The 26,817-nt window shown below is 60.8% G+C and carries 31 protein-coding genes; 27 read left to right on the forward strand and 4 right to left on the reverse strand.

Annotation, left to right across the window (positions count from 1 at the left end):
• Positions 1-40 precede the first annotated feature (40 nt).
• The 3 genes from NMK44_RS21760 to NMK44_RS21770 form a co-directional block, all read right to left on the reverse strand.
• Positions 41-970, reverse strand: a complete 930-nt coding sequence (locus NMK44_RS21760) for a hypothetical protein (RefSeq protein ID WP_254745592.1) — start codon at positions 968-970, stop codon at positions 41-43.
• Positions 970-1,836 (reverse strand): division plane positioning ATPase MipZ, encoded by an 867-nt coding sequence (locus tag NMK44_RS21765; protein WP_254745593.1) that lies wholly within the window; start codon positions 1,834-1,836, stop codon positions 970-972. The genes NMK44_RS21760 and NMK44_RS21765 overlap by 1 nt, the downstream gene beginning before the upstream one ends.
• A 145-nt stretch (positions 1,837-1,981) precedes the next feature.
• Complete coding sequence (locus NMK44_RS21770) at positions 1,982-2,716, reverse strand: GntR family transcriptional regulator (protein WP_254745595.1); 735 nt, start codon at positions 2,714-2,716, stop codon at positions 1,982-1,984.
• Between the two features lie 392 nt (positions 2,717-3,108).
• On the opposite strand from NMK44_RS21770, the gene NMK44_RS21775 reads away from it, so the two are divergent.
• Together NMK44_RS21775 and NMK44_RS21780 are read left to right on the forward strand one after the other, a co-directional pair.
• Complete coding sequence (locus NMK44_RS21775; protein WP_254745597.1) at positions 3,109-3,885, forward strand: hypothetical protein; 777 nt, start codon at positions 3,109-3,111, stop codon at positions 3,883-3,885.
• Positions 3,886-4,052: 167 nt separating this feature from the next.
• A complete protein-coding gene (locus NMK44_RS21780; RefSeq protein WP_254745598.1) occupies positions 4,053-4,622 on the forward strand; it encodes a hypothetical protein in 570 nt (189 codons plus the stop codon).
• On the opposite strand, the gene NMK44_RS21785 is transcribed toward NMK44_RS21780, so the two are convergent.
• Positions 4,601-5,101 (reverse strand): hypothetical protein, encoded by a 501-nt coding sequence (locus NMK44_RS21785; protein ID WP_254745600.1) that lies wholly within the window; start codon positions 5,099-5,101, stop codon positions 4,601-4,603. The genes NMK44_RS21780 and NMK44_RS21785 overlap by 22 nt on opposite strands.
• An 88-nt stretch (positions 5,102-5,189) precedes the next feature.
• Between NMK44_RS21785 and NMK44_RS21790 the strand changes: the two genes are divergently transcribed.
• The 25 genes from NMK44_RS21790 (at position 5,190) to NMK44_RS42440 (ending at position 26,811) form a co-directional block, all read left to right on the forward strand.
• Positions 5,190-5,489, forward strand: a complete 300-nt coding sequence (locus NMK44_RS21790) for a hypothetical protein (RefSeq protein WP_254745602.1) — start codon at positions 5,190-5,192, stop codon at positions 5,487-5,489.
• A 114-nt stretch (positions 5,490-5,603) separates the two neighbouring features.
• Positions 5,604-6,218: a lytic transglycosylase domain-containing protein gene (locus tag NMK44_RS21795; RefSeq protein WP_374215314.1), complete on the forward strand. Its 615-nt coding sequence runs from the start codon at positions 5,604-5,606 to the stop codon at positions 6,216-6,218.
• On the forward strand, positions 6,215-6,832 hold the full coding sequence (locus tag NMK44_RS21800; RefSeq protein ID WP_254745604.1) for a C40 family peptidase: 618 nt from the start codon (positions 6,215-6,217) through the stop codon (positions 6,830-6,832). The genes NMK44_RS21795 and NMK44_RS21800 overlap by 4 nt, the downstream gene beginning before the upstream one ends.
• Entirely contained in the window at positions 6,829-7,098 is a 270-nt protein-coding gene (locus NMK44_RS21805) for a hypothetical protein (RefSeq protein WP_254745606.1), read from the forward strand. The genes NMK44_RS21800 and NMK44_RS21805 overlap by 4 nt, the downstream gene beginning before the upstream one ends.
• An 87-nt stretch (positions 7,099-7,185) precedes the next feature.
• Positions 7,186-7,644 (forward strand): hypothetical protein, encoded by a 459-nt coding sequence (locus NMK44_RS21810; RefSeq protein WP_254745608.1) that lies wholly within the window; start codon positions 7,186-7,188, stop codon positions 7,642-7,644.
• A gap of 62 nt (positions 7,645-7,706) precedes the next feature.
• Positions 7,707-8,015, forward strand: a complete 309-nt coding sequence (locus tag NMK44_RS21815; RefSeq protein ID WP_254745610.1) for a hypothetical protein — start codon at positions 7,707-7,709, stop codon at positions 8,013-8,015.
• An 88-nt stretch (positions 8,016-8,103) separates the two neighbouring features.
• Entirely contained in the window at positions 8,104-8,814 is a 711-nt protein-coding gene (locus NMK44_RS42720) for a metal-dependent hydrolase (protein WP_374215315.1), read from the forward strand.
• A 99-nt stretch (positions 8,815-8,913) separates the two neighbouring features.
• Positions 8,914-9,318, forward strand: coding sequence for a hypothetical protein (locus tag NMK44_RS21820; RefSeq protein ID WP_254745612.1), 405 nt, complete (start codon positions 8,914-8,916; stop codon positions 9,316-9,318).
• A gap of 687 nt (positions 9,319-10,005) precedes the next feature.
• Positions 10,006-10,578 carry a hypothetical protein gene (locus tag NMK44_RS21825; protein ID WP_254745614.1) on the forward strand — a complete coding sequence of 191 codons (573 nt, stop codon included), beginning with the start codon at positions 10,006-10,008 and terminating at the stop codon, positions 10,576-10,578.
• A 72-nt stretch (positions 10,579-10,650) separates the two neighbouring features.
• Positions 10,651-11,013 (forward strand): hypothetical protein, encoded by a 363-nt coding sequence (locus NMK44_RS21830; protein WP_254745616.1) that lies wholly within the window; start codon positions 10,651-10,653, stop codon positions 11,011-11,013.
• Between the two features lie 9 nt (positions 11,014-11,022).
• Complete coding sequence (locus tag NMK44_RS21835) at positions 11,023-12,540, forward strand: UvrD-helicase domain-containing protein (protein WP_254745618.1); 1,518 nt, start codon at positions 11,023-11,025, stop codon at positions 12,538-12,540.
• Between the two features lie 968 nt (positions 12,541-13,508).
• Entirely contained in the window at positions 13,509-13,739 is a 231-nt protein-coding gene (locus NMK44_RS21840) for a hypothetical protein (protein ID WP_254745620.1), read from the forward strand.
• Between the two features lie 3 nt (positions 13,740-13,742).
• The gene (locus NMK44_RS21845) at positions 13,743-13,970 is read left to right on the forward strand and encodes a histone-like nucleoid-structuring protein Lsr2 (RefSeq protein ID WP_308358484.1); all 228 of its coding nucleotides are present in this window, start codon (positions 13,743-13,745) and stop codon (positions 13,968-13,970) included.
• A 381-nt stretch (positions 13,971-14,351) separates the two neighbouring features.
• Entirely contained in the window at positions 14,352-14,615 is a 264-nt protein-coding gene (locus NMK44_RS42985) for a DUF8336 domain-containing protein (RefSeq protein ID WP_489660293.1), read from the forward strand.
• Between the two features lie 7 nt (positions 14,616-14,622).
• Entirely contained in the window at positions 14,623-14,904 is a 282-nt protein-coding gene (locus NMK44_RS21850) for a hypothetical protein (protein ID WP_254745622.1), read from the forward strand.
• Between the two features lie 20 nt (positions 14,905-14,924).
• A complete protein-coding gene (locus NMK44_RS21855) occupies positions 14,925-15,557 on the forward strand; it encodes a hypothetical protein (RefSeq protein WP_254745624.1) in 633 nt (210 codons plus the stop codon).
• Positions 15,558-15,694: 137 nt separating this feature from the next.
• Positions 15,695-16,288, forward strand: coding sequence for a ribonuclease HI (locus NMK44_RS21860; RefSeq protein ID WP_254745626.1), 594 nt, complete (start codon positions 15,695-15,697; stop codon positions 16,286-16,288).
• A 164-nt stretch (positions 16,289-16,452) separates the two neighbouring features.
• A complete protein-coding gene (locus tag NMK44_RS21865) occupies positions 16,453-17,142 on the forward strand; it encodes a hypothetical protein (RefSeq protein WP_254745628.1) in 690 nt (229 codons plus the stop codon).
• A 189-nt stretch (positions 17,143-17,331) separates the two neighbouring features.
• Complete coding sequence (locus NMK44_RS21870) at positions 17,332-18,051, forward strand: glycosyltransferase family protein (protein ID WP_254745630.1); 720 nt, start codon at positions 17,332-17,334, stop codon at positions 18,049-18,051.
• Positions 18,048-18,896 carry a hypothetical protein gene (locus tag NMK44_RS21875; protein WP_254745632.1) on the forward strand — a complete coding sequence of 283 codons (849 nt, stop codon included), beginning with the start codon at positions 18,048-18,050 and terminating at the stop codon, positions 18,894-18,896. The genes NMK44_RS21870 and NMK44_RS21875 overlap by 4 nt, the downstream gene beginning before the upstream one ends.
• Positions 18,897-18,980: 84 nt before the next feature.
• A complete protein-coding gene (locus tag NMK44_RS21880) occupies positions 18,981-20,141 on the forward strand; it encodes a hypothetical protein (protein ID WP_254745634.1) in 1,161 nt (386 codons plus the stop codon).
• Between the two features lie 68 nt (positions 20,142-20,209).
• Positions 20,210-21,442, forward strand: a complete 1,233-nt coding sequence (locus tag NMK44_RS21885) for a hypothetical protein (RefSeq protein ID WP_254745636.1) — start codon at positions 20,210-20,212, stop codon at positions 21,440-21,442.
• A gap of 117 nt (positions 21,443-21,559) precedes the next feature.
• Positions 21,560-23,842, forward strand: coding sequence for a DNA-primase RepB domain-containing protein (locus NMK44_RS21890; RefSeq protein WP_254745638.1), 2,283 nt, complete (start codon positions 21,560-21,562; stop codon positions 23,840-23,842).
• Between the two features lie 156 nt (positions 23,843-23,998).
• Positions 23,999-24,802 (forward strand): hypothetical protein, encoded by an 804-nt coding sequence (locus tag NMK44_RS21895; protein WP_254745640.1) that lies wholly within the window; start codon positions 23,999-24,001, stop codon positions 24,800-24,802.
• A gap of 11 nt (positions 24,803-24,813) precedes the next feature.
• Positions 24,814-26,811, forward strand: coding sequence for a DNA polymerase (locus NMK44_RS42440; RefSeq protein WP_254745642.1), 1,998 nt, complete (start codon positions 24,814-24,816; stop codon positions 26,809-26,811).
• Positions 26,812-26,817: the final 6 nt, after the last annotated feature.

Consider the following 26,817-nt stretch of genomic DNA (forward strand, 5'->3'; position numbering starts at 1 on the left):
TCTGGGAGAGTAGTGTGAACCATGGTTCACACTCCCGGCGTCAGCTCTCTACTTCGTCCAGGATCTCCCGGAGCTCTTTAAAGAGCTTCTTGGCGGCTTCGGGATCATCCTCCACGGCCTGGCGAAGAAGATCCGAGTTGAATGCCTTTCGTGCGCGGGTGAGCTTCGTGATGGCGGGGAGGGGGTTCTTCTTGGGCTCCTCTTCGACGCCTGTTGCCCCAAGGCTCAGGAAGTCGCGAACGGCACGCAGGCTCGGAGCTGAAGTCTTGCCCGTTCGGTTTGCCTCGAGCCACTGATCTCGCATCGCGTCAACTCCACCCTTCTTGAGGGTTGACCCAAGCTCGAGGACTTGCCGCTTATTGAGCGGTACGTTCAGGAGATCCTCCAGTCCCGCATAAACGTCGACCGCGTCCATCCAGTTGCGTGCCGTGCGCCCCGAAACCTTCCAGCGTGCCGGAACGTACTTGTTCCAGTCGCTGTAGCCGGACTTCCGCCAGGCCCCAGAATCATGCAACTCCTTGAGGGAGCGCCCGGCGACCAGGATCCAAGTCTTGTTGCCCATGGAGAGGACTCCCTGGACGTAAGTGTGGGCGCGGGCAATGTTCCGCTCGTAATGGGCCAGGATCTCGTCGTCGGTGGCACCTTCCGGGGGAGGCTCGTACTGAATCCGCTCCCGCTCGGCTGTGGTCTCCACGGCGTCAAGGGATGGGCTGATGAGCTTGGCCTGTTGTGGCACATTCGGAGTGACTGGCGGAGAGGTGTTCGGCGTGTCGTGGCCGGGCGCAATCGGCTCGCTGGGTGCGTCGGCACCCAGCATCGGACCCGGGTCTGGAGACTCGTCGTCCTCCTCCCCCCGGCGAGCACTCCCTGGATCGCTGGCTGCCGCCGCAGCCGCCTCCCGAGCCTCCCTGGCGCGCTTCTCTTTCGCGCTCTCCCGGCCCGGCCGAGGCTTGATGTCCACCCGGCCCATCAGGAGGCCACCTCTTTCATCGCGTATCGGAAGAGCATCCCGAACTCGTCGAGCTGTGAGCGCTTGGGGGTGTGCTCCCAGGCGCGCGGGTAGTAGGTGGAACTGCTGATCTGGAAGTTCTCGTTGACGAGAAATACGTCAACCTTGGACCTGTCGAGCGGGGCCAGCGCTACTTCGATGGCACCCCGCTGGTCATCAGCCAGCGTGTTGTTGCCGGAGCACTTGATGAGAGCCACGAAGATCTTGAGCCGGTTGGGGTTGGCTTTCCCTCCCCGGCTCGCCACCTTGATCGTGGGTGCGATGCGGTGAGTCTCGAAGCCCGACGGCGCCACTGGGAGCAGAAGGAAGTGAGCCATCTTGCACAGCTCCCAATACGCCTCCTTACCGGCTCCACCCACATCCACGAGAACGACGTCGTACTGCTTGCTCAACTCATCGAGTACATCGTCAAGGTCCGGGCCCTCTTCGTCCTTGGGGTCATAAGTGACCAGGTCGAACGGCACTTCCTCCTCGCGACTCTCGCGGAGCTTGTACCAGTTGTCGACGCTCTGCGAGTTGTCGTCCGTGTCGACGACGCAGACCTTCAGTCCGAGGCAGATAGCCAGGTACAGGGCCAGGAAGATCGAGGACGTCGTCTTCCCGGTTCCGCCTTTCAGCATCCCCACGCCGACGATGAGGCAGCCCGCGACATCGTCGAGCCACTTCTTGATCAGATTGATGGACAGAGTGAACTCCGCGAGCAGGTCTTTGTACTGCTGTCGCGGAAGTGTTGCGATCTTCACTCTGGGGTCCTCCCTCAGTTGGCTTGTTGGCAGACATCTTGCCGTATCCATCGGGAGGTTGAGGGAGGAGGGGTCTGCTGTCACGCGGTCGTACCATCAGGTCCGCACATTCGGGCGTTGCGGCAACTCGAACGTGACTCAGGCGCCTCGGGGTGCGCAACGCGGAAACCCCCCGCCTCGCCATCGAGACAGGGGGTCTATGGATCGCACATGGCTCCTCACATGGGGATCACAGTGGAGTATGGAACGCGACAGGCCGGTCTCCTGAGTGAACTTTCACCGCAACCTCAACGAGTTTCCCGTTAGCCAGGAGAACTCGTCGGATCGTTTGTGAGACCACGTTGTACGAACCACCCAGCTTGAGCAGCTCTCGTTCCTCATCCGTTGCCAGGCGAGAAGTGAACTCCCCGAAGAGATCCGCCTGCTTGGATCCCATGCGCTCTGCCGCCAGCTCTCGAGAGCCCGAGGGGATCGAGTCTGGCTCACGCAGCTCGGGCGTCTTGAGTGTGACCTCCGGCGGGTAGTATGAACGACCGGTTGCCACTGGTGCACCATTGAAGAGGTTCAGTCGCACGCGGCACAGCACATCCTGGCCGGGCTCGACCCCCAGCGGCTTCGCAACGTTCTCCGGGCAGGGAACCATTCCGACCGACAGGATCTCGGACGTCTCGTGCTTGGCGAGCGCACGCCCGTTTGCCGCTGCACTTGCGACGCGGCTGTTAGCCATCGCTACGCGATGCGAGATGTTTGCGACGACGGGCGGACGGTTGCCATCCGAAGGCTCAAGGATCCCTTCCGCAGTGAGAAGGTCGATTACCTTGTCGATGGTTGCGCGGGATGTGTTGTGGATGTCCCGCAGCTTCCTGCGCGACTCAAGGACGGTTCCGGGCTCTAGCTCGCCGGACTCTACACGCGTCCGGTAATTCTGTGCGATCACCCGGTACTTGGGGATCTGCTTGCTCACGTTTCACTCCTCGGTCGCTTGTGGCCTAGGCCGTATTGTGTCATGCTGGAGACCGCAACGCCAGTCAAGACAGGCGGCGTCGCGGCAAATGAAGAGAGGGATGCCAGAGGCCGCAAGGTTCCGGATGGAAACCAAGAGGTTCCTGAAGCGAGCCTGGACTCTCTTCCTCAGTATGACCCAGGCCATGATATCGCCCGGATCGTACGCACTGTCGAGGAAGGAATCGGACTAGCTTCCGACGGCAACCCCTGACCGGAAGGAGAGACGTGGCTGCGTCGGTGCACGTTCCGCCGAGGCCGACATATGACCCTGATGTGCACCTCAAGGGCCATGTGACGCGGAAGCCACCGCGAACCCTCAAGGGGGACATTAAGGCCCTCAAGAGGAAGGCAGTGTCGGCCCACGCCAAGTGGACTGACGGCCGAAAAGCGGCAGAGGGCAAGAAGAAAACAGTTCGCGAGGAGGCCAAAGAAGTACTTGCGCCAGTCAAGGTTGGCGTGGAGCGGGAGAAAGACCTTGCCCGTGAGGTGATGGAGCCCGTCTACACCGCCATCTCCGAAGCAAAAACCCGGAGCAAGAAGACCCGACCATACGTCACCTCGTTCATGATTTCCTCGGTGGTTTCATGGGTTGCGGGACCCCAGATTCTGATCGCTCTCTATGAGCGAATCTGGTACCGCACCAGCACCGCCGACTGGGGAATTCTGCATGGGCCTGGCCGCTGGTTTCGGGACACTCTCGCCATGGCCACTGAGACCAATCGTCTGCCGGAGCTGATTTCGGCAATCGTTGTTGGCCTACTCCCGATGGTGATTATGTGTGTGCGGGACATGGTTACTCGGCATATCGCTTCAGGGTCCTACCTCGGGCGACTGTCGATGGTCAGTGTTCGTTCGCTTACCCGGCTGGCATACGCGATCCCGGTGGTCTTCTTCCTTGGGGTCAGCTACAAGGATGGGCTTTATGGGCTCTTCGGAATCCACTGGCAAGTGGAGTGGTGGCAGATCTGGGTGATGGGGCTGTTCTGCTCCGCGTACTACTGCACGACATGGGCCCTTGAGCGTGCCGAGAAGGGCCTGGGGTTGGGGTACTTCCATGTACTCCTCATGACCCCGGCGGCGGCCATCATCACGGGCGCCGCACTCCATGCTCCAGGCGCTGCCTGGTAAGTGGAGAACCCCTGCCACGTGGTGGGATGCCAGTTCAAGCCTGGCCAGGGGTGCTAGGGCGGAGGGATCGCCCAGGGGGCATAGAGATGATTCGCAGGGGCTTGTGGCCCCGACCAAGAGAGCAGGGGGGCGTCATGCGACGTCTTTTCTGAGAAAGAGGGGAACAGGTGAACCTGGCGCTTGTGCAGCAGCAGCAGATCAACGTGCCGGAGACATCCTGGGTTGGTCACACGACCATGGCTGGTTTCGGGATCATCCTGATGGTCGTGTCGGTTCTGTGCATCAAAGGCAACAAGAGGAAGCAGCCAATGGGGCCCTGGGGTCCCATGTTCGGCAGTCTCATGGACAGGGCTGTAGCTCAGCCAACCAAGCGCATGGCTGCGAAGTGGGGGGGTGGCGACGAGGGGCTCGACTGGAAGTCCCTGATGACATTCTTTATCGGAATGTGGGCTATGACGTCGATCCTCAGCTCCTCCCCCGGCACCGTGGTTAATCTGGCTGACTTCTTCCAGAGCCTCATGATGAAGCTCTCGGGCTGGCCTATCCTGGAAGATGTCGGAGCAGGCGGAGTGTGCCTCCTGCTGTTTTTCTTCGCCATGAGGAACAAGGATGACGACAAGGCCGACTTGATGTACGGGTCGATTTGTGGCTTCGTCTTTCCTCTGGGTGGTGGGATCTACTCCGAGATCACACTTCAGATCGGACACTGGATTCCTCAGGTCATGAGCATGGGTTGATGCAGTAGAAGCGGTCGAACCTCGACGGAAGGTTCGACCGCTTCTGCGTGTATGGGGGAGTTGCCGTATGGCCTAGGCCGCTGTATGCTGGAATCTCCGGACGGCGGCACGTGGCTGATGTTCAATGAGCCCAGATCCTGCCGTGATAACCCGAGGGAGAAAGCGTGGATGTCACCGCCCAGTTTGGCCCCGACCTCCTGTGTAATCCCGCACCCGAGGCCATTGAGGGACGAATGATCCTCCCTCTGCACCTCTTCCGAGACGACGGCATCCATGCCATGGACTACAGCACCTGGGCAGCCGCCTAGCGCCACTACCTTGAGCGTGAACGCGAACATCTGGACAAGCTCACGGAGCAGGTTGAACGGTGGGGCATTCTTGGGCGGATCAAGATTTCTTGGCATGGCCCCGGCTATCTCCCGCACATGTATGACGGTCATCATCGAGTCGTCGTCCTGCGTCGCCTCGGCTGGACGCATGTTCCATATCGCTGGACCAACCCTCGCCGTCCTCGCGCCTGGGGCGAAGAAATGCACTGGGAGCGCGAGCCACTGCCATGGAGCCCTCATGACTGAAGCTACCGATTCGGCGCCCAGCATCCGGGGACGCCTTCCGCTCTGGGTGGCGCTCGCGGGACTGACCTACGGAATAGTGGGTCGCGCCCTGGCCTGGTCCGTTCTGGAATTGCCCGTTTCCATGTCAGCGACAGCCATTGCCGCCTTCACGGGCGGAGCCTGGGTGGTTGACACCGTCTTCCTCCTGGCCCTCCTCCGCGAATCCATGCTGGAGCGGATCGCTTGGACGTGCTCGTCGATTCTGATGCTATCCGTCTACGGCGGTTGGAATCTGATTGAACTGATGCTGTAGGGAATCCCAACTCCCCGCATAGGCAGGTCTCTTGACCGACAGAGACCTGCCTTTTTCACCTTGATTAATGGCCTAGGTCAATGTTACGTTGAGGCCAGCGGAAAGGAGAACCAAATGCGTAGGGCTGGAGGTGTGTTCGTCGGGGTGTTTCTATGCGTCGGAGGAATCCAGGCGATGACCGGATTCATTCCGACAGCACCCTCCGTTGCAGGGGCCGCTCAATCAGGGAAGTCGGGCGGATCTGAGGGCTTGAAATTCACGGGCACCAGTGCTCCGGTGCGGAGTGAATCCGTGCCTGTGAAGAGGTACGAGAGCCTCATCAATAAGTGGGGCAATAAGTGCGAAACGCTTACTCCGGCACTTCTCGCATCCCAGCTCTACCAGGAGAGTGGCTTCCGCGCCGACCGAAACACCGTGTCTTCCGCTAATGCCAAGGGGTTCGCGCAGTTCCTCCCCAGTACGTGGGCGGTTCACGGCGTCGATGGTAACGGCGACGGAAGGCGTGACATCTGGGATCCGGAAGATGCGATCCCGTCGGCTGCCGTTTATGACTGCAAGCTCGCTGCGTACACAAGGGATGTTCCGGGGGATCGTGTCTCCAACATGCTTGCGAGCTATAACGCAGGTTCGAACAAGGTGAAAAAGTATCAGGGAATCCCTCCCTACGACGAGACGCAGAACTATGTTCGGATCATCAAGCGTGTCGCGGGAGAAAGGTTTGAGAGATGAACCGGATGCAACGGGTCGCAGTAGCTGCTTCGTCCTTGACGATCAGCGCATCGATGATGGTTGGATGCGGCGCCCTGCATGACGCACCAATCTCAAACGCGAAGTCCAACAAAAATTCATCGGCAATCGAAGAAGCGAACTCGTACAAAAACAGTTCTGATGGAAGTGGAAAACCTGAGTCCAAGCGAAAACGCGGAGTTCCCCAGGGTGACATGAAGCCGGTCGCCAAGACTTCAAAGGCTCCCGCTTGGGCGGTCGCGCTGAACTGGGCAGAAACGAAGCTCGGCCGCAAATACGTGTGGGGTGGGGAGTCGGAAGCCGAGGGGGGATACGACTGCTCCGGCCTCACGCAGGCCGCCTACGCCCGCGCTGGCATCAAACTGCCACGGGTTGCCAACGACCAGTACGCCACCACCAACGTGCACCCCAAGTGGGCCGACCTGCGGCCGGGTGACCTGGTTTTCTTCGGTGAGACGGAGCGAGGAATTCACCACGTTGGCCTGTATGTCGGAAGTGGCATGATGCTGCACGCCCCGAACAGTCACTCGGTTATCCGGTTCAACAAAGTCCACTACATGTCCGACTACTACGGTGCAACGAGGGTGAGCTCATGAGCCTCTACGAAGTTGAGGTCTGGAAGAAGGAAGACAGGTCACTCATTAGGTGGCACCCAAAAATCAAATATTTCACTCGTGTCGTCGAAGCCCCTGACGCTGTTACTGCGGCCGAGAGTGTTTGCGCCAAAGAGGAGATTCCGAAGAACCCCAATGGGGAACCCGTCTTGGTTGTCACGCGAGCGAAAGAAGAGGACGGCGGAGTGTGTCAAGGCGGTTGGCTGGATCTTCTTTTGGAGCTACGGGAGGCTGGAGTAATCGAATAGTCTACCCAAAGTCGAGGGCAGGCTTGAGGCGAAGATGCTCGGGCTGGAAAATGTCCAACCCGAAATCAAACAAGGAGAAGAAGAAACGTGACCGACGTCAACTCTCTCGGAAGTGAAGCCGAACAGCTCATTCAGGACGCGATGAAGGAGTTCGGCGTCGATCGCGACACCGCGGCGGCGCTCGTTTCCCGAACGTTCGAGGCCATGCTGTTGTGCAAGAGTGAGGCGGCGGCGAAAGAGGTTTTCCTTCGGAGCCTCTATGGGGCAATTCAGGGCAAGGAGCTTTGGGCCGTACAGTACCTGAAGGCTACCTACCAAAAGAGCCTTCCTGTGTGGGCGCAGGTGTGTGAAGAGTCGGCAGGACAGGGTCAGGATCCGGCAACAGCCCTTTCCGTGAGATGCTCGATTCCAATGAGCGCCGCCAAGGATGCCGTAAAGATCGTCAGTCGCATCAAGGATGGCGAGACGGTCGATGCGATTGCCGAGGAGACTGCCAAAAGTAGCCAGAACATCTCATTCGAGTTGTTCAAGTCCCAGGCGGGCTGATGTGATACGAGCGATCGGGGGATCCACCCCCTGATCGCTCGTATCGCCCCCGGGAGGTTGGCATGACGAAGAGGGATGTCGAGATTACCCCAAGCGCAGGGCGTGCCCTGCGGAGGCTCTGGAGGTCAGACGTCACGGCGGCTCGGCGAATCCAGAGGATCGTCGATGACATTTGCGCAGGTGTCACGCCGCAGAAAAGTGTTCGGATGACGAGTTCCAGCAAGACCCGAACGACCCTCGGCGCGGTTCCCTACAAGGTTGCGGATGGCAAGATCAGGGTGGTCTTCGAGCCGGGCAAGAGGATCATTGCCATCGGATACAGAAAAGACGTGTACGTGACAATCTTTGGCTCTGGAGGCTGGGGAAGATGAAGAAGGCGGGACGGAAGGGGGGGGCGCGCTGGGTGACCTGCTGCACACCCCGGCAGGACTTAGCCCCACCAGACATGCGGATGACTCCATGAAAGGAAGTGTCCACGTAGCGATAGGGGCCTCCGCCCCTATCGGCCTGGTTGCCACCCAGGCCATCACGATCCCTCAGGGCGTTGTGATGGCCATCGTTGCGGCTGGCTACGCCGTGCTGCCGGACGTCGACACGCCGACGTCCTGCGCCTCGAGGGCCCTCGGTCCTCTCGCACACAAGGCGGTGCACGGGCTGTGCAGGTCGGTGGTGGATAGAACGGCACTTCGGCGGGACAAGAGTCGTGTGCGATGGATGGAGATCCGCCGTCGAGACCCATACCACCGGAGTCTGACCCACACGCTGGCGGCGACCTTGCTTCTGGGGTGCATCGCCCTCGGCTCATCCTGGGCCCACCCGGCATTCGCCGGGTTCCTGGCCGCGTTGGGTGCGTTCTTGCTGTGGCCCATCTGTGGACGTTTCGGGCTGATTGTTCCAGCCGCTGCCGTCGCTGCACTCGGTGCCGCCACAGTGCTATCCCCCTGGATGGTCACCCTGGCGGTGACGGGTGGATACATGAGCCACCTCCTAGCGGACGCGTGCACAACGGCCGGTGTGCCGCTCTTCTGGCCGCTCGAGATCCAAGGGAAGCGGTGGTGGTACATCCGGTTGCTTGGCGCATCAGTGACCTCCGGCTCTCCTGGGGAGAGGGGGCCCGCCGTCGGCGTCGCGCTGGCCTCGAATGTCTTACTTCTGTTCGCATACTTCTGAGAAAAGCCCGGCTTCGGCCGGGCTTTTTGGTGCTTTGCAGGAAGGGGGTTGATGCCTCACAATCAGAGCGGAAGTGGAGGGAAAGGTGATGCGACACCCGTGAGCCACAAAGATGAGATCTGGGGCACGACGGAGCGGCGCACGCTTGCGTTCACTAGGGCCCTTGTACGCCCCGAAGGCGACACCAGGGACGACCGCGGCGCCCGTACCTCCATGAATGCAGGCGCGGAAGGGCTCGGGGCGTTCGGCCCCGAGGCGTATGGGCGTGCGCAGGCCAACAGCTACGAGCTGATCACTCGCATTCAGCAGGAGTCTCCGTATGTTGCGGAAGAGGTGGTTGAGCATGTCGTGCATGACCGTCGCTTGTACGTCGGGATGTGGATCACTGGGGGAGTGGCCGCTGTCTCCGCGTTTCTCACGTTCTCCGTGCCGTGTCTGATCACCGCTGTTGTGGCCGTGGTGTTCGCCCTGTCTGCAACTCCGGGTCGACAGAGTCGGGACTGAACGAGGCTCTTGAATGGCTGCCATTCTTGCCGTAGACTCTTCTCATCGGAAGGGGAAGTTGATGGCAGGACGAAAGAGAGCGCCCGGAGCCGAGGTTCGGAAAGAGCGAACAACCATCCGTTGGACCGAGAGCGAAATGAAACGCATCAGGGATGTCCAGAAGATGTTGGGCGTCAGATACGAGGCGGATGTTGTTCGAGTCCTTTTCCTGGAACAGCTGGGACGAATCGAATCCACTCGAACAAAGTCGTGGCAGAGTAGTTGCCATGACGAACTCCAGCGATCCTCTGGTAAGCATCCCTGAAGCTGCCGCCCGGATGGGCGTGAAGCCCCGCCAGGTTCACAGGATCCTCGAGCGAAATCTGATTCGAGCCGTGCGTACCCATACCGGCTTGCAGTACCGACTGGATGATATAGAGGCGGTCCGCAAGACGCGTCGATAGCGATCGAGCATGCACCCTCGATCCACCTCTCCCGAGCCGCGACCCCTCGCGCGTGCGGCTCGATGCAGCCTTGGGGCGCCGCCTGTTCGGCGGCGCTCCCTTGTTACTCCGATGTTGCGAGCCCGGCGTTCCGTCGAGGTCGATGAGCTCGGCGGACTACCTGGTAACTCATGGTCGCCGCGTATTGCGACGGCGCATCACGACGCTCCCATCCCGGCAGAGGTGAAGATAAAGGAGAAGAGCCATGACCCCTGAAGAAGAGATCCGCGCCGTAGCAATACAGGCAGCCGCAGCCTTCTGTGCTCCCTCCGCATCACCCCCTGAGAGTGTGCTGCGTGTAGCCGAAACGTTCTACGTGTACGTCAAGCATGGCCAAGAAGAGGCGCTTCGAACTTATGCGGAGGCAGAGGCACAGCGGGAGGTCGCGACTGTCGCATCGATCCCCGGTGCAACCCGGGAAGTAGAGCTGCGCGAACCCGTAGCTGTAGGTGAGTCCCCTGGTCGGCCCCCGACCCCCGCCCTCGCTCCCGCCCCTACTGAGTGGCACCCTCCGGCCGAGGGCGAGGCCATGCCTTCGGAGGCACTCGGCAAGCCGAGCGTTCAGCAGGTAGGAGCCCGGCAGAGGGTCGATCAGGTGAAGCGGCAGCGGGCGAAGAAGATCCTGCAGGAGTTCAAGGTCGCGCGGGCGGTGGACCACAAGCAGAACCTCCTGGATTCGATGGAGGACTCGGGGCTCGCGGATTTCGTGATCGAGGATGGCGGCGCGAGGCTACCCCTCAAGGACCACATCGCCCGCATGCAGGGCCAGTTGGCGTAACTCTGTGATAGAATCGCAGAAGTTGGGAAATCTAAGGTATCTTCAAGTGGCCGTTTGTCCACAAGGAGAACCATGATTCAGACCGAACCGAACGATGAGCTTAACCCGACTTCCAAGGGTGAATCGACGAGCGCAGATCAGGCGACCGTCGGCTGGAAAAAGACCGGGCAGACCATCAGTGAGACCGTGCAAAATCTCCTAGCCATCATGGTTAGTGAAGATCGAGAGAGTCTCTCAAAGGGCACCGTTCGGCAAGTCTATAGCAAAAAGCTGAGGGAGCTGGCAAAGCACCTCGGGGTATCCGAGCCCTATATGCCACGAAAGATTCTGTCTGGCACATGGGATGCAGATGATCTCGACAAGCTCGCCGACTTCTTCGGAACCTGGCCCATTGAATTCGTGCCAGGGCCTCATGATGAAGAAAAGACGGAATAGGAGAAGGCCGTGAAGTTCACGGATGAGCAGCAGGCTGCCATCGACCTCTCTCTCAAGGGTGAATCCTTCAGCCTCGTGGCTCCCGCCGGATCAGGGAAGAGTGCCACCGCCATTGGCATGGCAGGTGCACTCAGGGGGAAGCGTGTGCTCTACCTGGTCTACAACACTCAGGCCCGCAAGGATGCCGAAATCAAGTTCAAGCAGGCAGGCATGGACTGGGTGGACGTCCGCACTACCAGTCAAATTGCCTGGCGCGAATACGCCAAGCATGGTAACTACAAGGACCGTATGGCGCCTGGCGCACACACTGTCCGCGCAAAGGATGTCGCCACGCGCCTCGGTCTTGAGCCTGTGGACTTCGGGGGCAATGTTCTTCTTGACGGGTACACCCAGGCGAAACTTGCGACAGACGCCATCGAGCGTTTCTGCAATTCAAATCGGACAAGGATCACCTACCGAGACGTCCCCCTGGTGATCCTCGGCGTCGAACAGAGCGTCCTCGACGCTGCTCGCACGTACGTCGCAAAGTTGGCGTCGAAGATGTGGCGACGGGCCATCGAGCCGAATTCGAATCTCCGCTTCACTATGAATTACGCCTTCAAGCTCATTGCCGAGGACGAAAACAAGAACTACCGCTATGACGTGATCCTGCTGGATGAAGCCCAGGACAGCAACGATGCGACCATGAAATTTCTGGAGAACCAGAAGGGTGCTCAGGTCGTCCTGATCGGCGACCCCGCTCAGGCGATGTACGGATGGCGGGGGGCTACGGACCAGATCATGCAGTTCCCTGGCGAGCGGCTCTATCTCACCCAGAGCTTCCGCTTCGGTCCAGCCATTGCCGAAGAGGCGATGAAGCACCTCCCTCACACGGGCACGGGCGTCACCATCCGAGGACTGGGCTCCATCGTGGACAAGGTGAGCGAGGGCGACATGCGAGATCCCGACGTGATCCTTGCACGCACCAACGCGGGGGTCATGGAGTGGGCCATGAGCTACCTCATGGCCAACAAGCGGGTGGCGCTGGTGAAGGACAGTCAGGCGATTCTCGATCTGGCGTATGCCGCCCTGTCCCTGATGAAGGGCGAGCGGCCCAGGAATATGGAGCTCAGCGGGTTCGAGTCCTGGGCCGAGCTGGTCGAGTATGCAGACGAGCCCGGTGGAGGTCACCTCAAGCCGCTGGTTCGACTCGTGCAGGCGCATGGAGTGCACAAGCTGATCGACACCTGCAAAAAGCTCGTCCCCTACGATTCGCAGTATCCCCGGCATGACGTTGCGGTCTCGACCTGCCACAGCATCAAGGGGCTGGAGTGGGGCAGGGTACAGCTGGCCGATGATTTCTTCCGGCCGGATCCCCTCGAGAACCCCTCCACGGGAGAATGGGAACCGGGCCCCATCGACAAGAACGAAGCGATGATCCACTATGTCGGGGTGACTCGAGCTCAGAAGCATCTTGATCGTGGCGGTCTGGCGTGGATCGATGAGCACGTGGCGCCAGTCAAGCCCGACTACGTGAAGCATGGCTAGGCAGGACCGCCTCATAGCGGCGCTGGCGGAGTATCTTACGGACCTCCGCCAGCGCCGTTGGTGCATCCAGGAGGGGCATCGAGAGCGCTCCGGCTTGGAGTTCCTGCACGCGAAGCGTGAAGGCGTGGATGGCGTGGACGAGGTGATCGTGTCGGCCAGGCTGGGTGATCACGGCTCAGTTATGGTCCGTCGATACGTCCTCATGGCTCAGGAGCCCGAGTGGCGGCGTTGCGACCATCGCGCCCTCGAGGGGTACTTGCGGGAAGGTGCGAGCGGCCTGGAGCTGGGTGCGGCCCGTGCGAGGCCGACGATCTGCTCGTGTCGGCGGAAGGTTCACCGGTCGTCGAACCGGGCTCGTGCCTACGCCGAAGATCTCGCCCTCCGGTACGGCAAGTCAGGCAGGCAGCGGCCCTATCGCTGCCCCGAGAACATTCGGGCCTTCCATCTCACGGCTCAAGAGCGCGGCAGTCGCAAGCTAATGCCCGACACCTACATCGATCCCTAAGGGGAAGCGTGCGGTTCGAAGCATTCTGGAGGTTTGCTAATGGAGTCACGATATAGAGTTTGGCGTCCGATCAGCGGTCGCATCGCCATCCGTATGCCTTATGCCCCAGGTAATCGAGCATGGCTCAAGGAAACATTAGGGGCTCGAATTCGACCCGAATGGGATAAGCCTAACAGGTGCTGGTGGGTGGCTCGAAATCACTTCGGCGCAGTCGTGGAAGCCCTTCGCGACAGGCTCGGCCGAATTGACGTTTATGTGGACTTCAGGAGCGTGGAGCGCTGCGACACCCGCTGCAAGAAGGCCCGTAGTCGAGAATGCACTTGCTGCTGCCTTGGTAAGCATCACGGCGGAGAAGGTATCACTTACGGATGGAAAATTGTAGGGGATACCACCGAGGTCAGATCCACGGAAATCTTGACGCGTCACTTCACTGTCATCCGAGCGAGTAGGGAAAGGTAAGGGGATGAACGGTGAACTGCCGACATCTATGAAGAATGCCATGGATGACATCGACGTAACCTGCGAATTTAACAACATCGCCAAACAAGCCTTGTGTGCGCAACGAGCCGTTGAGGAGATCACGATGGCCCACCAGGTGGCGACGCAGGATGTGGCTGCGGCGATCCAGGCTGCAACTGTGGCGCTGGAGGACCTCCTCGCGGCCCTGCGCAAAAACGGCAAGGAAGAGGGATGAATCGTGACTCAAAAGGTTGAAACCGAACTTACCGATGACCTCGACGGCGGTCGGGCGGACGAGACTGTGACGTTTGCCCTGGGTGGCGAGTGCTACGAAATTGTCCTCGCCACCGCAAATGCCGACAGGCTTCGAGATGCGCTGGAGCCGTATATTGCAGCGGGTCGTCGGGTGCGGAAGAACGGTAAACGTGCATTGAATAAGAGGCGGTCCACCCCAGGTAACCGCTAGGGCGAACGAGAGGGAGGAGAGACTTTGACTGCGACAAATCTAACCCCAGATCAAATAGAAGAGCTACGCAAACGTGCCCAGCGTGAGGCCGGTCCATTCGTCGACCCCCACCTGGTTCATCGCATCATTGTTCACAACTCGGAATGGGCATCCGAGATTCTCGGCCGCCCATTTCCAGGCGCCCGTCGCCTACCCTGGCGAGAGCTCTATTTGCTACATCTCGCCTCGCAGGCTGAGCCGAACCCGCCTCCTCCACCCCGGAAATCGGCGGCCGAGGCGCGAGCCCGGGAAGAGCTGCGACAGGCCGGGGAAAAGCGGGCGCAAGCTCATGAGCAGGAGATACTCAACTGGAAGGAACTGGCAGCAGCCCTGCCGGTTCCCGTGGAGGTCCGGCACAACTACACATCCCACCGGCACCTGGGGCACTACCAGCAGGGCGCTGACCACATCTATCTGCTGGAAGAACTGAAGGTCGGTCGCCTGCATCGGCCCGCCCGTGAGGTCTTGTGCTGGACGCCGTCCCGCGCGAAGGATTTAAGGGAGTTCCCCGAGAAGGCCACTGATGGCCGCACTCCAAGCTGTAGGGCATGCCTGAAAACCGCTCGACTGATCGCCGACCGAGTGCAACGACCCCGGAAAGGGTGAGGAGCGAGTGGCCGCCAAATGGAACGGAAAATCCCTGCATCAGCTCACCCAGAAGCAGAAGCGCATAGACGGACTCACGGTAGCCCTGCATGAACTATCAAATCTGCTGAACGAGGCCCAGAAGGATCACCTCAGTGAACTGGGTCGGATTCTCGACAGAGGCCCGGATGACATCGTGGTGGGTAATTGGGGGTGCGGCGACTCCCCGATCGGTCTGTGCGTATACAGCGCGGCTCTGGGCGGCGAAGACGAGTGCCTACTCTGTGGAGAGCCCAGCGAGCGCAAGTAGAGGAAAACCAAGGAGGAGAGATGAAGATATTTCACCCGAGTTTCACGTTTGTGTATATTGACGCCGAGTTCACTCCGGACGACCCTTCACCGAGTGGCCTCGTGTCCCTGGCCTTGCACTCGGAGCGCGGTACCTCCTACGTGGTGAATTCCGAAACCGACGGTGAATCGTTCTGTTCCGTCGAGTTTCGCAGGAATCACATATGGTCGAAACTCCCGCTGAGTGCCGACGGCACCTTGAATCTCGATCACCCTGACGTCATGCCCTATGCGGCAATTGAGCAGTCCGCCAATGCATACTTCTATGAATTGACCGAGGGGGAGGACTATCGGAAGCATGTCGGACTTATCGCCGACCATGGGACACAGGATGTCCAGCGCCTTCATGACCTTTTTGGGAATGACTGGCAGGGGGTCATGCCCAAGTGGATTCCTCGATTCCTCTTCCAGGACTTGGCCACCCTGAAAGACCTGGCCGGTGTCGAGGAGGGGGCATTGTCGCTTCCCGGTGGCGAGCTCCTTCCTGTAAACAGCCCGGAGAAGGCACATCACGCCCTGAGGGATGCCGAGTACGACCGCGTGCTCCACGAGTTCCTGATGGAGCACTCACGGGCTGTGCGCGTAGCCAGCGGAGTCGAGCGCTTGTCGAGCTGAAATCCACGAAGGACGTGAAGTCGAGCAAGTCGACGCAGCCGGAGGCGGGGATGGTGCGCCCCTGGCTGCGTCGGTGGCATTGAAGGGCAAATCGCGGAATAGGCCGAGGGTGGCCTGGGTGGGAAGAGGGGGCGCGCATGGCGCGCGAGAGCTGGACTATGCATGGCGAGGTCAACCCGGGAGGGGCGGCGACGCGACGGATCATCGTGGCCACCGATGCAGCCGTTGCGGATCGACACATGGCTATGGCGTATGTGGCGAGCGACGGCCGGTATGGACTGTCCTTCCATCCATATCAGGGGCACATCAGCGGAACGCATCGAACCGACGTGGCCGAGTTGCGGGCGATCATGTTCGCGCTGGAGCGCGTCTTTGACGGGAGGGAATCCCGGCCGGTGCGTGTGCTCACGGATAGTCGGAATGCCCTGGCGTACGTGACCGACTGGAAGGCGGGTGAAGATCGCATGCCTCCCGGTTACGACATTGGTCTTCGATCCCGTGGCCTCCAGCCAACCTTGATCGCCCTGTCGCGCAAGGTGCTCCGCCACCAGATGATCACTGTTCGGCTCGTACGAGGCCATGCAGGTCATCCACTCAACGAGACGGCCGACTCCCTGGCCAAGCTCGGCCTCCGTACTCTGCGCGGCTGGTGCGGCACGACTGAAGCCCGGAGCTTGGCGCACCAGTGGGTCACGCGTGGCCTCCTGGACTGCATGGAGAAGGGTCCGTAGCGCCCTCGGCGAGCCCATACCCCTCGTTGCTCAGGCGAAGTGACTCCCGCCTGACCTGCGTCATCTCTAAAATCTGCGATTGTTTCGCAGAAAATCGTCATGGCATGCTAGAGTTGTGTCAACGAACCTCGGGAACGGGGTTCGACGGAGAGGAGAAGAGTGCTGTGCCTGGCACCCTGTACGTCAATCTGCGAAGCAACTCCCTCGTCGAGACCTTCGACGAGGGCTCGGCGAGTTTCGTTATCGCCACGGTGACGGAAGAAGGCCACGGTCGGCGGCGCCGAGTTCGTGCGGCATCGTTTCACGGCAACTATCTGGCCAGGGATGGTCGACCCCATACTTCGGGGTACGTTCCCGTGAATACACTTCCGGGTGATCACCCCTATGCGATGAAGACGGAGATGGGTCGCATGGAAATCCTTGAGCATCTCGACGACATGAGTAACGCCGAGCTTGCCCGCCTGATTTTCGAACAGGAACGAGTGGCGGCAGAAGCGAAGGCCCTGGTGGATCGGGCAAAGGTCGTCGCAAAGAGTCGCCGCAAGGAGGTAGGCATCGAGGTTCACGGAAACGTGACCTTCGCCTTCACGGCAGGGAAGAAGTTTGATGCCAAGACGGCAGCGCGCCATCTGTCACCTCAGCAGCTCCTGGAAATCTCGGTCCCAAAGCCGGATGCTAACCAGGCCAAGAAGGTTCTGGGTGAGAACTCTGAACTGTATAAGAAGTGCCAGAAGGATAACGGCTACACCTTGACGGTGCGTGAGACTACGGACGATGACCGTCTGGCCGTTCTTGCGACAAGCACCCCTCGCATCAGCGACGAGGAGTTCGAGATCGTCGAATCACCGGCCTGACCTGGCGACGGCTCCTCACCAGCAAGCCCCGAGGCGTCACCCTCGGGGCTTGCTGGCCCCCGAAATGGCCTTCGTGTCGATCGACGGTTACACGCCGCTCGAGGCCCTGGGTCCAGTGAAAGGGGTGCATGAAAAACGGACCCGTGCGATCCCCTAAGCACGAGCCCGTTTTCATGTCAGGATACTCCTGTGAGCGAGATTGCCGTACTGATTCCCTATGGAAACGAAACGCCCTGGCGTCGGCGGGCTCTCGATTACACCCTGTCCTGGTATGCCGAAAACCTGGAAAACCCCCGAACGGTAATAGGGTTCGGCTCCAACCCCTGGTGCAAGGCCACTGCCGTGGCTGACGCCCTCGCCAGGTCCACTGAGTCAGTGATCATTGTTGCCGACGCAGACTGCGTCAGCCCCGGGGTCAAGCAAGCAGTGCGAATTGTCCAACAGGGCGCGAACTGGGCAATGCCACACCTCAAGGTGTACCGCATGAGCCCAAAGGCAACCGAGCGCATCCATGAAGGAGTAGAACCCGGCTCTCTCACGGGACAGAACATCTGGTTGGACCAGAGTCCATATAAGGGGTACGAGGGCGGTGGCATCACTGTCCTGCGGAGAGATGCCTACCTGGATTGCCCGCTCGACCCTGCATTCACGGGGTGGGGCCAAGAGGATGAAGCGTGGGCAACGGCCCTGAACGGCCTGCACGGTGCCCCCTGGCGCGGCGCAGCACCCTTGTATCACCTGTGGCACGAGAAGCCCGCCCGGATGACCAGGTATGCCGGATCCGCAGACTCGCTGGCCCGCCTCCAGCAATACAAGATGGCACGCACTCACGAGGACTGGTCCAACTTGCTGAAGGAGGCGCGAAGTTGCGCCCAAAGAGGTGGCAGTCGCTATAGGGTTGCGATATGACAGCAGAAACCCAGGAAAATATTCGCAACTTTGTCGAAGGGGTCGCAGTAGCGGCGATCACCGCCCCCTCCAAGCGCGACAAGCAAGAAGCCCCCGGGCCGTCCGACCTGGCATCAAAGTGCGACGTGTGCGTGGCCAACAGCATCGCCTCCTACCTCGGCCGAGGAGAGAAGCGCAGGAACGGCTTCAGCCTCAAGGCATGGGTGGGTACTGCGGTTCACGAGAAGCTCGAGCGTGACCTGCCGCTGGTGTACCCCCGTGCCGAACGGGAGATCGAGGTGAAGATCGGCGACATCCCTGGCATCGGTCCGGTGGTTGGCCACATCGACACCTTCTTTCCTGAGAAGCAAACCGTCAACGACTGGAAAACGGCAGACCTGAAGAACATCCAGAAGTACAAGACTCAGGCGGGCCCGGGTGCCTACACCCTGGGGCTCACGGTTCAGGAGCGAGCCGAACTGGAGAACCTGAAGGAGCGTGACCGACTTGGCACGCTTGCCGCCGACGACGTCAACATGTTCCGACTGATTTCCCTGATGGCCCGCACCGAAGAACACTCGGGCGGTGTCCCCATCGACTACATCGGTCAGACGATGCTGTATCTGCTCGGCCTCCGAAGGATGGGACGTGAGGCTAAGTACGCCACTCTCACGTTCATCCCGCGTGACAGCAACAACCTCGCAGACATCTGGGTCACGTCCTGCGAGTACCGCCCCGAGGTGGCTGAGGGGGTTCTCCGGAGGGCCACTCACCTGGCCCGCGTCGTTCAGGCCGGACGAGTAGCTGATCTTGAGCCGCACCCCGAGTGCTTCCCGTGTGTGATTCGGCCTAGGCTGTCTCGCTAAATAATGGTATGCTGGAGGCACAAGAACGAGTGAGGATAGAGCACTAAAAACGAGCAGCTCGAGCATGAGAGATGGAGAGTGCGCATGACGCAGCTTGTACGCCGTACGGTCGGCCAGATCGATCCAGGTGAGGCAGCGCGAATCTCCAGGTCAAAACTCGTTCCCGAGCACATTGCTGACGATGCAGCATCTGCTGAGTACATGATGCGCATCGGATCGGCTCTGGGAATCGACCCCACCAGCGCCTTCCAGCACATCTACGTTTTCCCCGACGGCAAGGGACGTCTCAAGGCCGGTATGTCGGCCCACCTAATGCACGCCCTCGCCGTCGGGGCGGGACACACCCTCCATGTCGAGGGTGACGCCGTGAGGGCAACCGCCGTCCTCGTCCGGAAGACCTCCAGCGAAGAACTGGGCCGATACCGGCTCATGCGAGAAGAGGAGCGCAGCCAAAAACTCTCCCTACTGGAGGACACGGACCGCCTCTACAAGATGCAGCGTCAGCAGATTCTCGACCGCATCGAAGACCTGCGGGCGCTCGTCGAGCTCGGCGGTGAGACGGCGGAGGAGGAGCTTAAGGCTCTAAGGCAGCAGCTCTCATCCCTGCACGGTCACTACAACTTCGAGCACTTGCGTGAACAAATCACGCAGACGAAGTTCGATCTATCCAAGCTCACCCGCTTCGAATCGGTCTGGACCATGAAACGGGCCAGCAATATCGAAGGGTTGACCGAAAAGGGAACCTGGCAAGGGTACGGGCCGGAAATGCTGAAGAGCCGAGCGAAGGCCAGCGTGGTCCGTGATGGAGCAATCGACGTAATCCTCGGAGTGCGCCACGTCATGGCGGACCTGGGTCTACAGTTCGATGAAAACTCTGTCGACGACCGCCTAGCGGCGTCCACTGTCATCTATACCCCTGAAGAGCTGGGGGCGGAGGTGGACGGAGAGGGTCGACCCCTCAAGGGTCGAGTCGTCGATGTCACGGCGACCGGAGTCAGCAAGACGCAGGACAAAATGGTGATCGCCGCCAAGAGGATGATTGACGGTAAGTCAATCGAAGAGATCCTGCGAATCGTTGATGGAACTGCACAGAGCGCTAAGGCCAACGAAGATAAGATCTCCCGCCTTGACGCCATTTCAAAGGCTGTTAACGAGGTGGGTCTCGGGTCCAGGGAGGTGCCTTACGGTGAGGAAGTGCGCACCCTCTCGGCCCATCTGGAAGGTGCAATCAGTTCTTTGCACTAGCGCGACCGAACAACGCATCGGCACAGATCCTGCATCAGAGCGAACAGTGAAAGCGAAGGGAACGCGAGATGAGCGACGAGACCGCATACGACCCGTGGGCTGACTCCGAGGTTGAGCCTCCTGTCGAGGACGGCGCCCCCGAGGATGTCGACGAGTTCGACAACATCCTCGCCGAACTGGATGGGCTGGAGGAGGAGGAGAGCGACGCGGCGGTCCGCATTCCGCAGAGCGGGCCGGTCTACGACAACCCGTACGATGTCGGCCTCAAGGACAAGATGTGGGTTCCTGTCCGCCTGTTGAGTGCCGCGGTGGATGAGAAGTACGCCAACCCCCGCCTCAGCACGAAGACCTGTATCGCCCGCAAGGACGGCAAGACCTATATCCTGCACGACCAGGTTGAGGCGGCCGTGCGCGCTGGGGCAGAGGAGATCATCAAAGAGGTCCCACTGCCACACTTTGTCTGCGAAGCGAACCACGTCGCCCCGCAGTACGGTCAGCGCAAGTACCCGTACGAGATCGCCGTACCGGTCTTCACCATCAAGACCGCCCTGTACAAGCCGCGTAACGGTCGCACCGGATATGCGAACGAGAACGGACGGAGCCTGCGCATGGCGACTGCCTCCACGTCGCCCGGGGAGAAGGTCACCCTGGGAAACATGCACGAAGTTGCAGGCCGGATGGGCGAAACTATCGTGATGGCCCAGGTCACGATCTCGCAGTCCAAGAAGGCGAAGTACCGCAACCGCGTCGACGAGAAGGGCGAGCAGATCAACGTCCTGGTCGACCCGGAGACCGGCTCCTACGCCAGTGTTCGTCGGCTGGAGGACGGCTCGGGGTATGTCGTCGAGGGGTCGGGTGAAATCTGGGAGGGCGAAGAGGGCCTGCTCGTGCTGGTGGAGGGGAATCAGTACGCCATTCGCGATAGCGGAGACTCATCGGCGCCACTGAAGGAGAGCTTTTACCCCATCAACGATTTCCTCAAGTCCACCTTCCTACCGGTTCCGGACCGGAAGGTGACGGTCGCCCGCCTGGACGGGACGGAGGCCGAAGGGGAGATCACATGGGACACCGTGGGCGCGATCGTGCCGACCAAGACGCCAGGCGTTCGCGTCGACATCATGCTCCGTACTGGCGATGTTGTCACCGTCGTATGGCTGGGCACGGAGTGGAGCGAGGTTCCCTCGGAAGAGCCGAAGGGGAGCAGCGAAGCACCGAAGCGGGAAGAGCGGGCCGAGGCGCCACAGAAGGAGAGCGCCGACGGCGTGGACAAGATCTCTGAAAGCGCTCTTGCCTCTCTGTGATCGAAGAAAATCCACTGGGAAGATAGGATCACTTTCTACCCAGTAGGTGAACGGGCGGGGCCTACGGGCCCCGCCCTGTTTCGTACCCGGAGCGCCCACAGAAAAGGAGGGGTACCGGTGAGCTTTGCGTACTTCGACGTCATCTTTCCGAAAACATCGGAGGATGGAAAACATCAGGGCTTCGTCGCCATCTCCTTGTACCCGCATGGAATGTTCAGCGAGTCTGAAGGCCCCACGCAGACTCACTTTTTTGCGTGGCCATCACAGCGTGAAGACCTCGTCGCTTTCTGCTTGCACAATAGCGACAAGGATGTGTACACCGTTCCGGCACTCTTCAAAGAACGAGGCAGCCGGAAGGGTCACAACATCGCGCATCAGTGGGTCGCCTATGCCGACGCTGACACTCTTCCCCTTGAGCGGCTGAAGGCGGAGCCGACGATGGTCGTTGAGACCTCTGAGGGGCGCCACCACGCTTACTGGGCCACCGAAACAGACGACCCGCAGCAGCTTGTCGACATATCCCGGGCCATCGCCCAGGAACACAAGGAGCAGGGTTGTGATCCCGGTGGATGGGATGCCGGTCAGCTTCTGAGGGTTCCCGGCACAACGAACAACAAGTACTCGCGGACCGGCCGCCCGAGCTGGGAGATACCCGGTCGCCCGAAGATGGGACCGACCTACACGCTCAAGGCGTTGGCCACCGCGTACCCGCCGTACAGCACACAGGACCGCCCCTCGGTTGCGTCCGACATGCCACCGAAGGTCGAGTGGTACTACACAGCACAGTCCATTCGTGAAGGCGCCGAGGTTTTCCGGGCCAGTCCCGATGTTCTCGACCTGTATGTCTCTGAGCTGAGGCCGGATCAGGATCGCTCAAAGACCTTGTGGAAGCTCCTCAGTAAACTGGCCCGCCTCAACGTTTCCCGACCCACGGCAATGCACATCGCCTGGGGTGCCAAGTGCAACAAGTTCGAGCTTCAGGGCCGTCCTGAAGATGACCTGTGGAAAGAACTGTGCAAGGCGTACGACCACCCCGACAACCAACCGGTGCGCAACAGTTTCGCCGACATGAGCTACCGAAAGGAGGCCGACCAGAGCGAAGAAAACCCGGAGAAGAAGCTGGCTCAGTTTGCCGAGCAGGTCGCCATGCTCCGCCCGGACGAGCGTGACCTGGTACCGACCAATACGTTCGTCGATCGGTACCAGAAGTGGGCTGCAACGTGCACGGACGCACCGGAGATCTATCACCGTGCAGGTGCGGCCACGATCCTCTCCGCTGTCTTTGGAGAATTCGGTAAGTGCCCGACGAAGTACGACACAAACCTGACACTCTGGTTCTTCATTCTCGGTCCGACCACGCGAGCCAGGAAGACGACGGCAATGATGATGTGCGTCGACTTCCTTGACGACTTGTCCGATGATGACTTCCCCTATGTCATCGGCTCAGATGTCACACCGGAAGCGCTGAACCTTCTACTCCCAGAGAAGAATGGGCGCACATCTGTCTACTATCGCGACGAGGCCCACGGCCTCCTCCTTGAACAGTCGAAGAAGCGCTACCTCGTAGGCTCCCAGGAGTACGAGACCGAGCTCTTCTCCGGCCGGGTCCGCAACGCCGTTCGCGTGGGAACCATGAAGGAGCAGGGGGAGCGAGAGCCGGGCATCATCCGGACCAACTTCATCCGACTCCTGTGCGGCACACTGGAGCAGGTCTCCAGCGCCCTGAGTATCGAGAGCTACCAGTCCGGCCACATGGCCCGGTTCCTGGTGGCGGAAGCCGATCCGCCGCCACTGACCGAAGAGGCCATGTATACGGAGCAGTTCGACGGGCAGCTCCTCGGTGAGGATGTGATGCGCCTGGGGTTGCTGAACGACATCACTGCTGCCAGGACCTTCTGGATGGGTGTTACGGAACCCGGAAACACCATCCGGGTGCCCTGGGAGGATGATGCCTGGAAGCGCCTCCAGAAGGCCAAGTACGTGCTGCATCGTGCGGCCGAGGGCCACGAGCTTGCCGAGGTTCTCCTGCCTACGATGACCCGCATGGGTGACAGCATGATGAAGACGGCCGTCTTGCTCGCGATGTCCGACCGGAAGCAGATTGTCAGCATGCCACACCTCCTCAAGGCCATGCGGCTCACCGAAGACTGGTACCGGTCAACCGCCCGCGTCGCGGGGAAGATCCTCCACTCACGATGGGCGGCCAGGCAGAACGAGATCCTGATCGCCATCCAGTCCCGCAGGGAAGGTGTCACCGAGCAGGACGTCTACTCACGGTTTCATCTCAAGATGCACGAGAAGGAGATCGAGTCGGCCCTGCATGTACTCGGTAAGGCAGGCCGGATCAACCGGGTGCTGGAGCGCGGAAGGGTGCGCTACATCCCCGTTGCCGGGAAGTAACCGGAGGACCGCGTGCCCCGACAGCCGACGGGGCGGCCCCCGGGGCGACCCCCGGGGGACCGTCACGGGGGACCACAGGAGAGGGTCAGCAGGGCGAAGACCTTGCTGCCCTCGCTGGGGCGCTTCCCTCACCTTCTCCGGGCGGTTGACCGCGCCATGGCGATGCCCAACCGGACAATCCTCCGCAGCCCCCACAACGTCAACCCGCAAGACGTGGACCTGCTCCACATCTACAGCCCCGTCGAGCGTGGTCAGATCCTGTCGTTTACCTGGTGGGCGTACGTGAACCGCAGGCGGTGGAGCAAGCGGCGACGCCTCGCTGCGGTCACTCTGCTCAGCCCCCTCATGCTCTTCTCGTCCGCCTTCTTCGAGGAGATGACCGACATCCCCTTCAAGAGCGCCTCCAGGTGGATGGTGCGCCCCGAGGGTGCAACGGTTTCCCGGGTGACCGGCTCGTGCGACATGCGCATCGTGCATCTTGCCCTGGAGGCCGCCACTCGCGGGGATGCGGAGTTCCGCCTCTTCGCCGCCGACATGGTGCGGGATAAAGGCGTACCGGAGGCCATGGCGTCACGGCTCACCGGAGTGCCGAAACCTGCTCTGCTCGACCCCGCCAGAGGGATTCAGTTCACGCCGGTCGGGCCCGACCTCGAGACCTTGTCGGTGCGCCCCCGTGAGGAGCATATGACCTGGTGGGGGGCGGCGAGCGGGCAAGATAAGGCCCTCTCTCCTCATGTCTACGGGCAGGAGTGGATACGTGATCTGTTCCCAGAAACGCTGCTGAGCGAGAACATTTTTACCTCTACTCCCGTGCCCAGAAATGGTGAGGAATGCTACCATCTTTGTATACCTGAACTGCCTGGAGCGCATCGGGCGAGACGGCTTGGAGCGCAGTACTACCGACTGCTGTACGGGTGGGAGGAGAAGTACCTCCTCCCCGCAACCACCGGAACGACGTGAAGGGGGAGAGGGTGCCCACTGGGGGGATTGTTGGCTTCGACCTCGAGACGGCCGACGCTGAACTGCTGTTCAAGGGGGGGCACGAGGGACCGTTCTGCCGACTCTTCGGCTGGATTGTCGACGACGGTGAACCGCAGATCTCTACCGATGCAGCGGATCTGCTGCGCGTCCTCGATGAGGCGCGCATCATCTACGGGCACAACATCCTCGACTTCGACCTGCTCGCCCTGGCGTGGCACCACGGCGCCAACTACCGGCGCCTGGCCCGCAAGAGCATCGACACCCTCGTGGGTGAGCGCACCCTGAATCCGCCCTACCCCAAAGCCAAGCCGGGCACTCCCTTGAACCTCGCGGCCTTGCGTAAGCGAGGCTTGAAGCCCGCAGACCTTCGTATCAGCTATCGACTCGATGATGTTGCGTCGCGCTACGGACTGCCAGGCAAGACCGACGACTTGGCCGTGATTGCCGCCCAGTACGGCGGCCACGACAAGATCCCTCTCGATAACCGGCAGTACCGGGAGTATCTCTGCGGAGACCTGCGTGCCGGACGTGCGGCATACCGTGAAATGGGCCGTCGCGCGCAAGCCAAGGGGCTCCTCGGTGTCGCCAGGCGCGAGATGTTCATCGCTGGGGTCCAGAGCGGCATGCACCTCAAGGGCCTAGGCGTGGACGAGGTCGAGGTGGATGCCCAGATTGAGCTGACTGAGAGGCAGCGCGCCGAGGCGTACACCTTGCTGCACGAAAGGGCCGGGGTTCCACTGCCCCACTCGGGGATTCGCTGGGCCGAGAAGGTGCAGGTGAAGGTCCCGCGTACCACGCCACACGGCAAGATGATCCGCCGCCGCTACGCAGCCATTTTCGACCACGCCTGCCCCGACGTGCGGCAAGGTGTGAAGTGGCATACCAAGACCATCGGCACGTCCCCGCTGACCACAACCGAGGGCAGGACCGCCTTCGAGGCCGCCCTGCGGAGTGCTGGGGTGGCCGACAAGGACATTCCCTTTACTGAAGGGGGCACGCTCGCGCTGTCCAAGCACGCCCTGGGCGAGGGCTCCTGGTTGCGCGGAAAGGTGTCTATTCCGGGTCTGCTGCAGAAGTATCCTGCCAGTCCGGCGATTCGTGAACTATGCGAAGCCGCTATTCTCATTACCTCCGCCTCGGCGAAGGCTGAGGAGGTGAAGAAGGCAATCTGCCCCGACGGTCGTGTACACGCCCGAATCGGTGAAATTCAGGCATCCGGCAGATGGGCTCACATCAAGCCCTCCATCACGAACATCGGCAAACGCGGCAAGGCGCAGCTTCAGCAGCGGGCCATGTTCAAGGCCAAGGCGGGCCACGTCTTCATCGCCATCGACCTTGACCAAGTTGATGCGCGCGCCATTGCTGGGCACTGCCAGGACCGCGAGTACATGAACCTTGCGCGCCCCGGCATGGACATGCACTACGAAGTTGCCTTGCGTGTGTATGGCGCTGGATCCTGCGAAGACTGTCGAGACTGTCGAGACTGCGAGGAGCGTCGAAGTAACACCAAGGCCACCACTCACGCCTGGAACTATGGACAAGGTCCACAAGGCGCCTCGGTGGCCACCGGCCTGCCGATTGAGATCACCAAGAAGTTCGATGAGGGCATGCAGGAGGCGTTCCCGGTCCTGTGCCGCTGGAGGGGCCGAATCCGTCAGCACGCAAAGCAAACCGGCATGGTGCCCAGTAAGTGGGGCCGCCCACTGCGCGTCATCCCGGGCCAGGAATACACTCAGGCCCCGGCCCAGGTGGGGCAGTCGACTACGCGAGACCTGATGTGCGACGGACTGCTGCGAATGGATGAGGAGCTGCTGGACATGCTGTGTCTGGTCATCCACGACGAGATCGTCCTGGAGGTCCCGGAGGAGCGCGTAGAGGAGATCGGCAAGAAGGCCGTGGCGGCGCTGACCACGACTTTTGGTGGAGTGCCCATCACCTGTGGCGTATCGCCTGCATCCCGGTCCTGGATCGGATGCTACGAGAAGTAGATCAAA

The sequence above is a fragment of the Streptomyces cucumeris genome (assembly GCF_024295805.1).
Lineage (GTDB): Bacteria > Actinomycetota > Actinomycetes > Streptomycetales > Streptomycetaceae > Streptomyces > Streptomyces cucumeris.

Excerpts from the sequence above, each read along its gene's own strand:
- NMK44_RS21895 (WP_254745640.1), top strand. The coding sequence starts at position 23,999 with ATGGCGATGCCCAACCGGACAATCCTCCGCAGCCCCCACAACGTCAAC.
- NMK44_RS21790 (WP_254745602.1), top strand. The coding sequence starts at position 5,190 with ATGACTGAAGCTACCGATTCGGCGCCCAGCATCCGGGGACGCCTTCCG.
- NMK44_RS21840 (WP_254745620.1), top strand. The coding sequence starts at position 13,509 with ATGAACGGTGAACTGCCGACATCTATGAAGAATGCCATGGATGACATC.
- NMK44_RS21860 (WP_254745626.1), top strand. The coding sequence starts at position 15,695 with ATGGCGCGCGAGAGCTGGACTATGCATGGCGAGGTCAACCCGGGAGGG.
- NMK44_RS21830 (WP_254745616.1), top strand. The coding sequence starts at position 10,651 with ATGATTCAGACCGAACCGAACGATGAGCTTAACCCGACTTCCAAGGGT.
- NMK44_RS21825 (WP_254745614.1), top strand. The coding sequence starts at position 10,006 with ATGACCCCTGAAGAAGAGATCCGCGCCGTAGCAATACAGGCAGCCGCA.
- NMK44_RS21800 (WP_254745604.1), top strand. The coding sequence starts at position 6,215 with ATGAACCGGATGCAACGGGTCGCAGTAGCTGCTTCGTCCTTGACGATC.
- NMK44_RS21885 (WP_254745636.1), top strand. The coding sequence starts at position 20,210 with ATGAGCGACGAGACCGCATACGACCCGTGGGCTGACTCCGAGGTTGAG.
- NMK44_RS21785 (WP_254745600.1), bottom strand. The coding sequence starts at position 5,101 with ATGCGTCCAGCCGAGGCGACGCAGGACGACGACTCGATGATGACCGTC.
- NMK44_RS21805 (WP_254745606.1), top strand. The coding sequence starts at position 6,829 with ATGAGCCTCTACGAAGTTGAGGTCTGGAAGAAGGAAGACAGGTCACTC.
- NMK44_RS21815 (WP_254745610.1), top strand. The coding sequence starts at position 7,707 with ATGACGAAGAGGGATGTCGAGATTACCCCAAGCGCAGGGCGTGCCCTG.
- NMK44_RS21855 (WP_254745624.1), top strand. The coding sequence starts at position 14,925 with ATGAAGATATTTCACCCGAGTTTCACGTTTGTGTATATTGACGCCGAG.
- NMK44_RS21880 (WP_254745634.1), top strand. The coding sequence starts at position 18,981 with ATGACGCAGCTTGTACGCCGTACGGTCGGCCAGATCGATCCAGGTGAG.
- NMK44_RS21795 (WP_374215314.1), top strand. The coding sequence starts at position 5,604 with ATGCGTAGGGCTGGAGGTGTGTTCGTCGGGGTGTTTCTATGCGTCGGA.
- NMK44_RS42720 (WP_374215315.1), top strand. The coding sequence starts at position 8,104 with ATGAAAGGAAGTGTCCACGTAGCGATAGGGGCCTCCGCCCCTATCGGC.
- NMK44_RS21875 (WP_254745632.1), top strand. The coding sequence starts at position 18,048 with ATGACAGCAGAAACCCAGGAAAATATTCGCAACTTTGTCGAAGGGGTC.
- NMK44_RS21760 (WP_254745592.1), bottom strand. The coding sequence starts at position 970 with ATGGGCCGGGTGGACATCAAGCCTCGGCCGGGCCGGGAGAGCGCGAAA.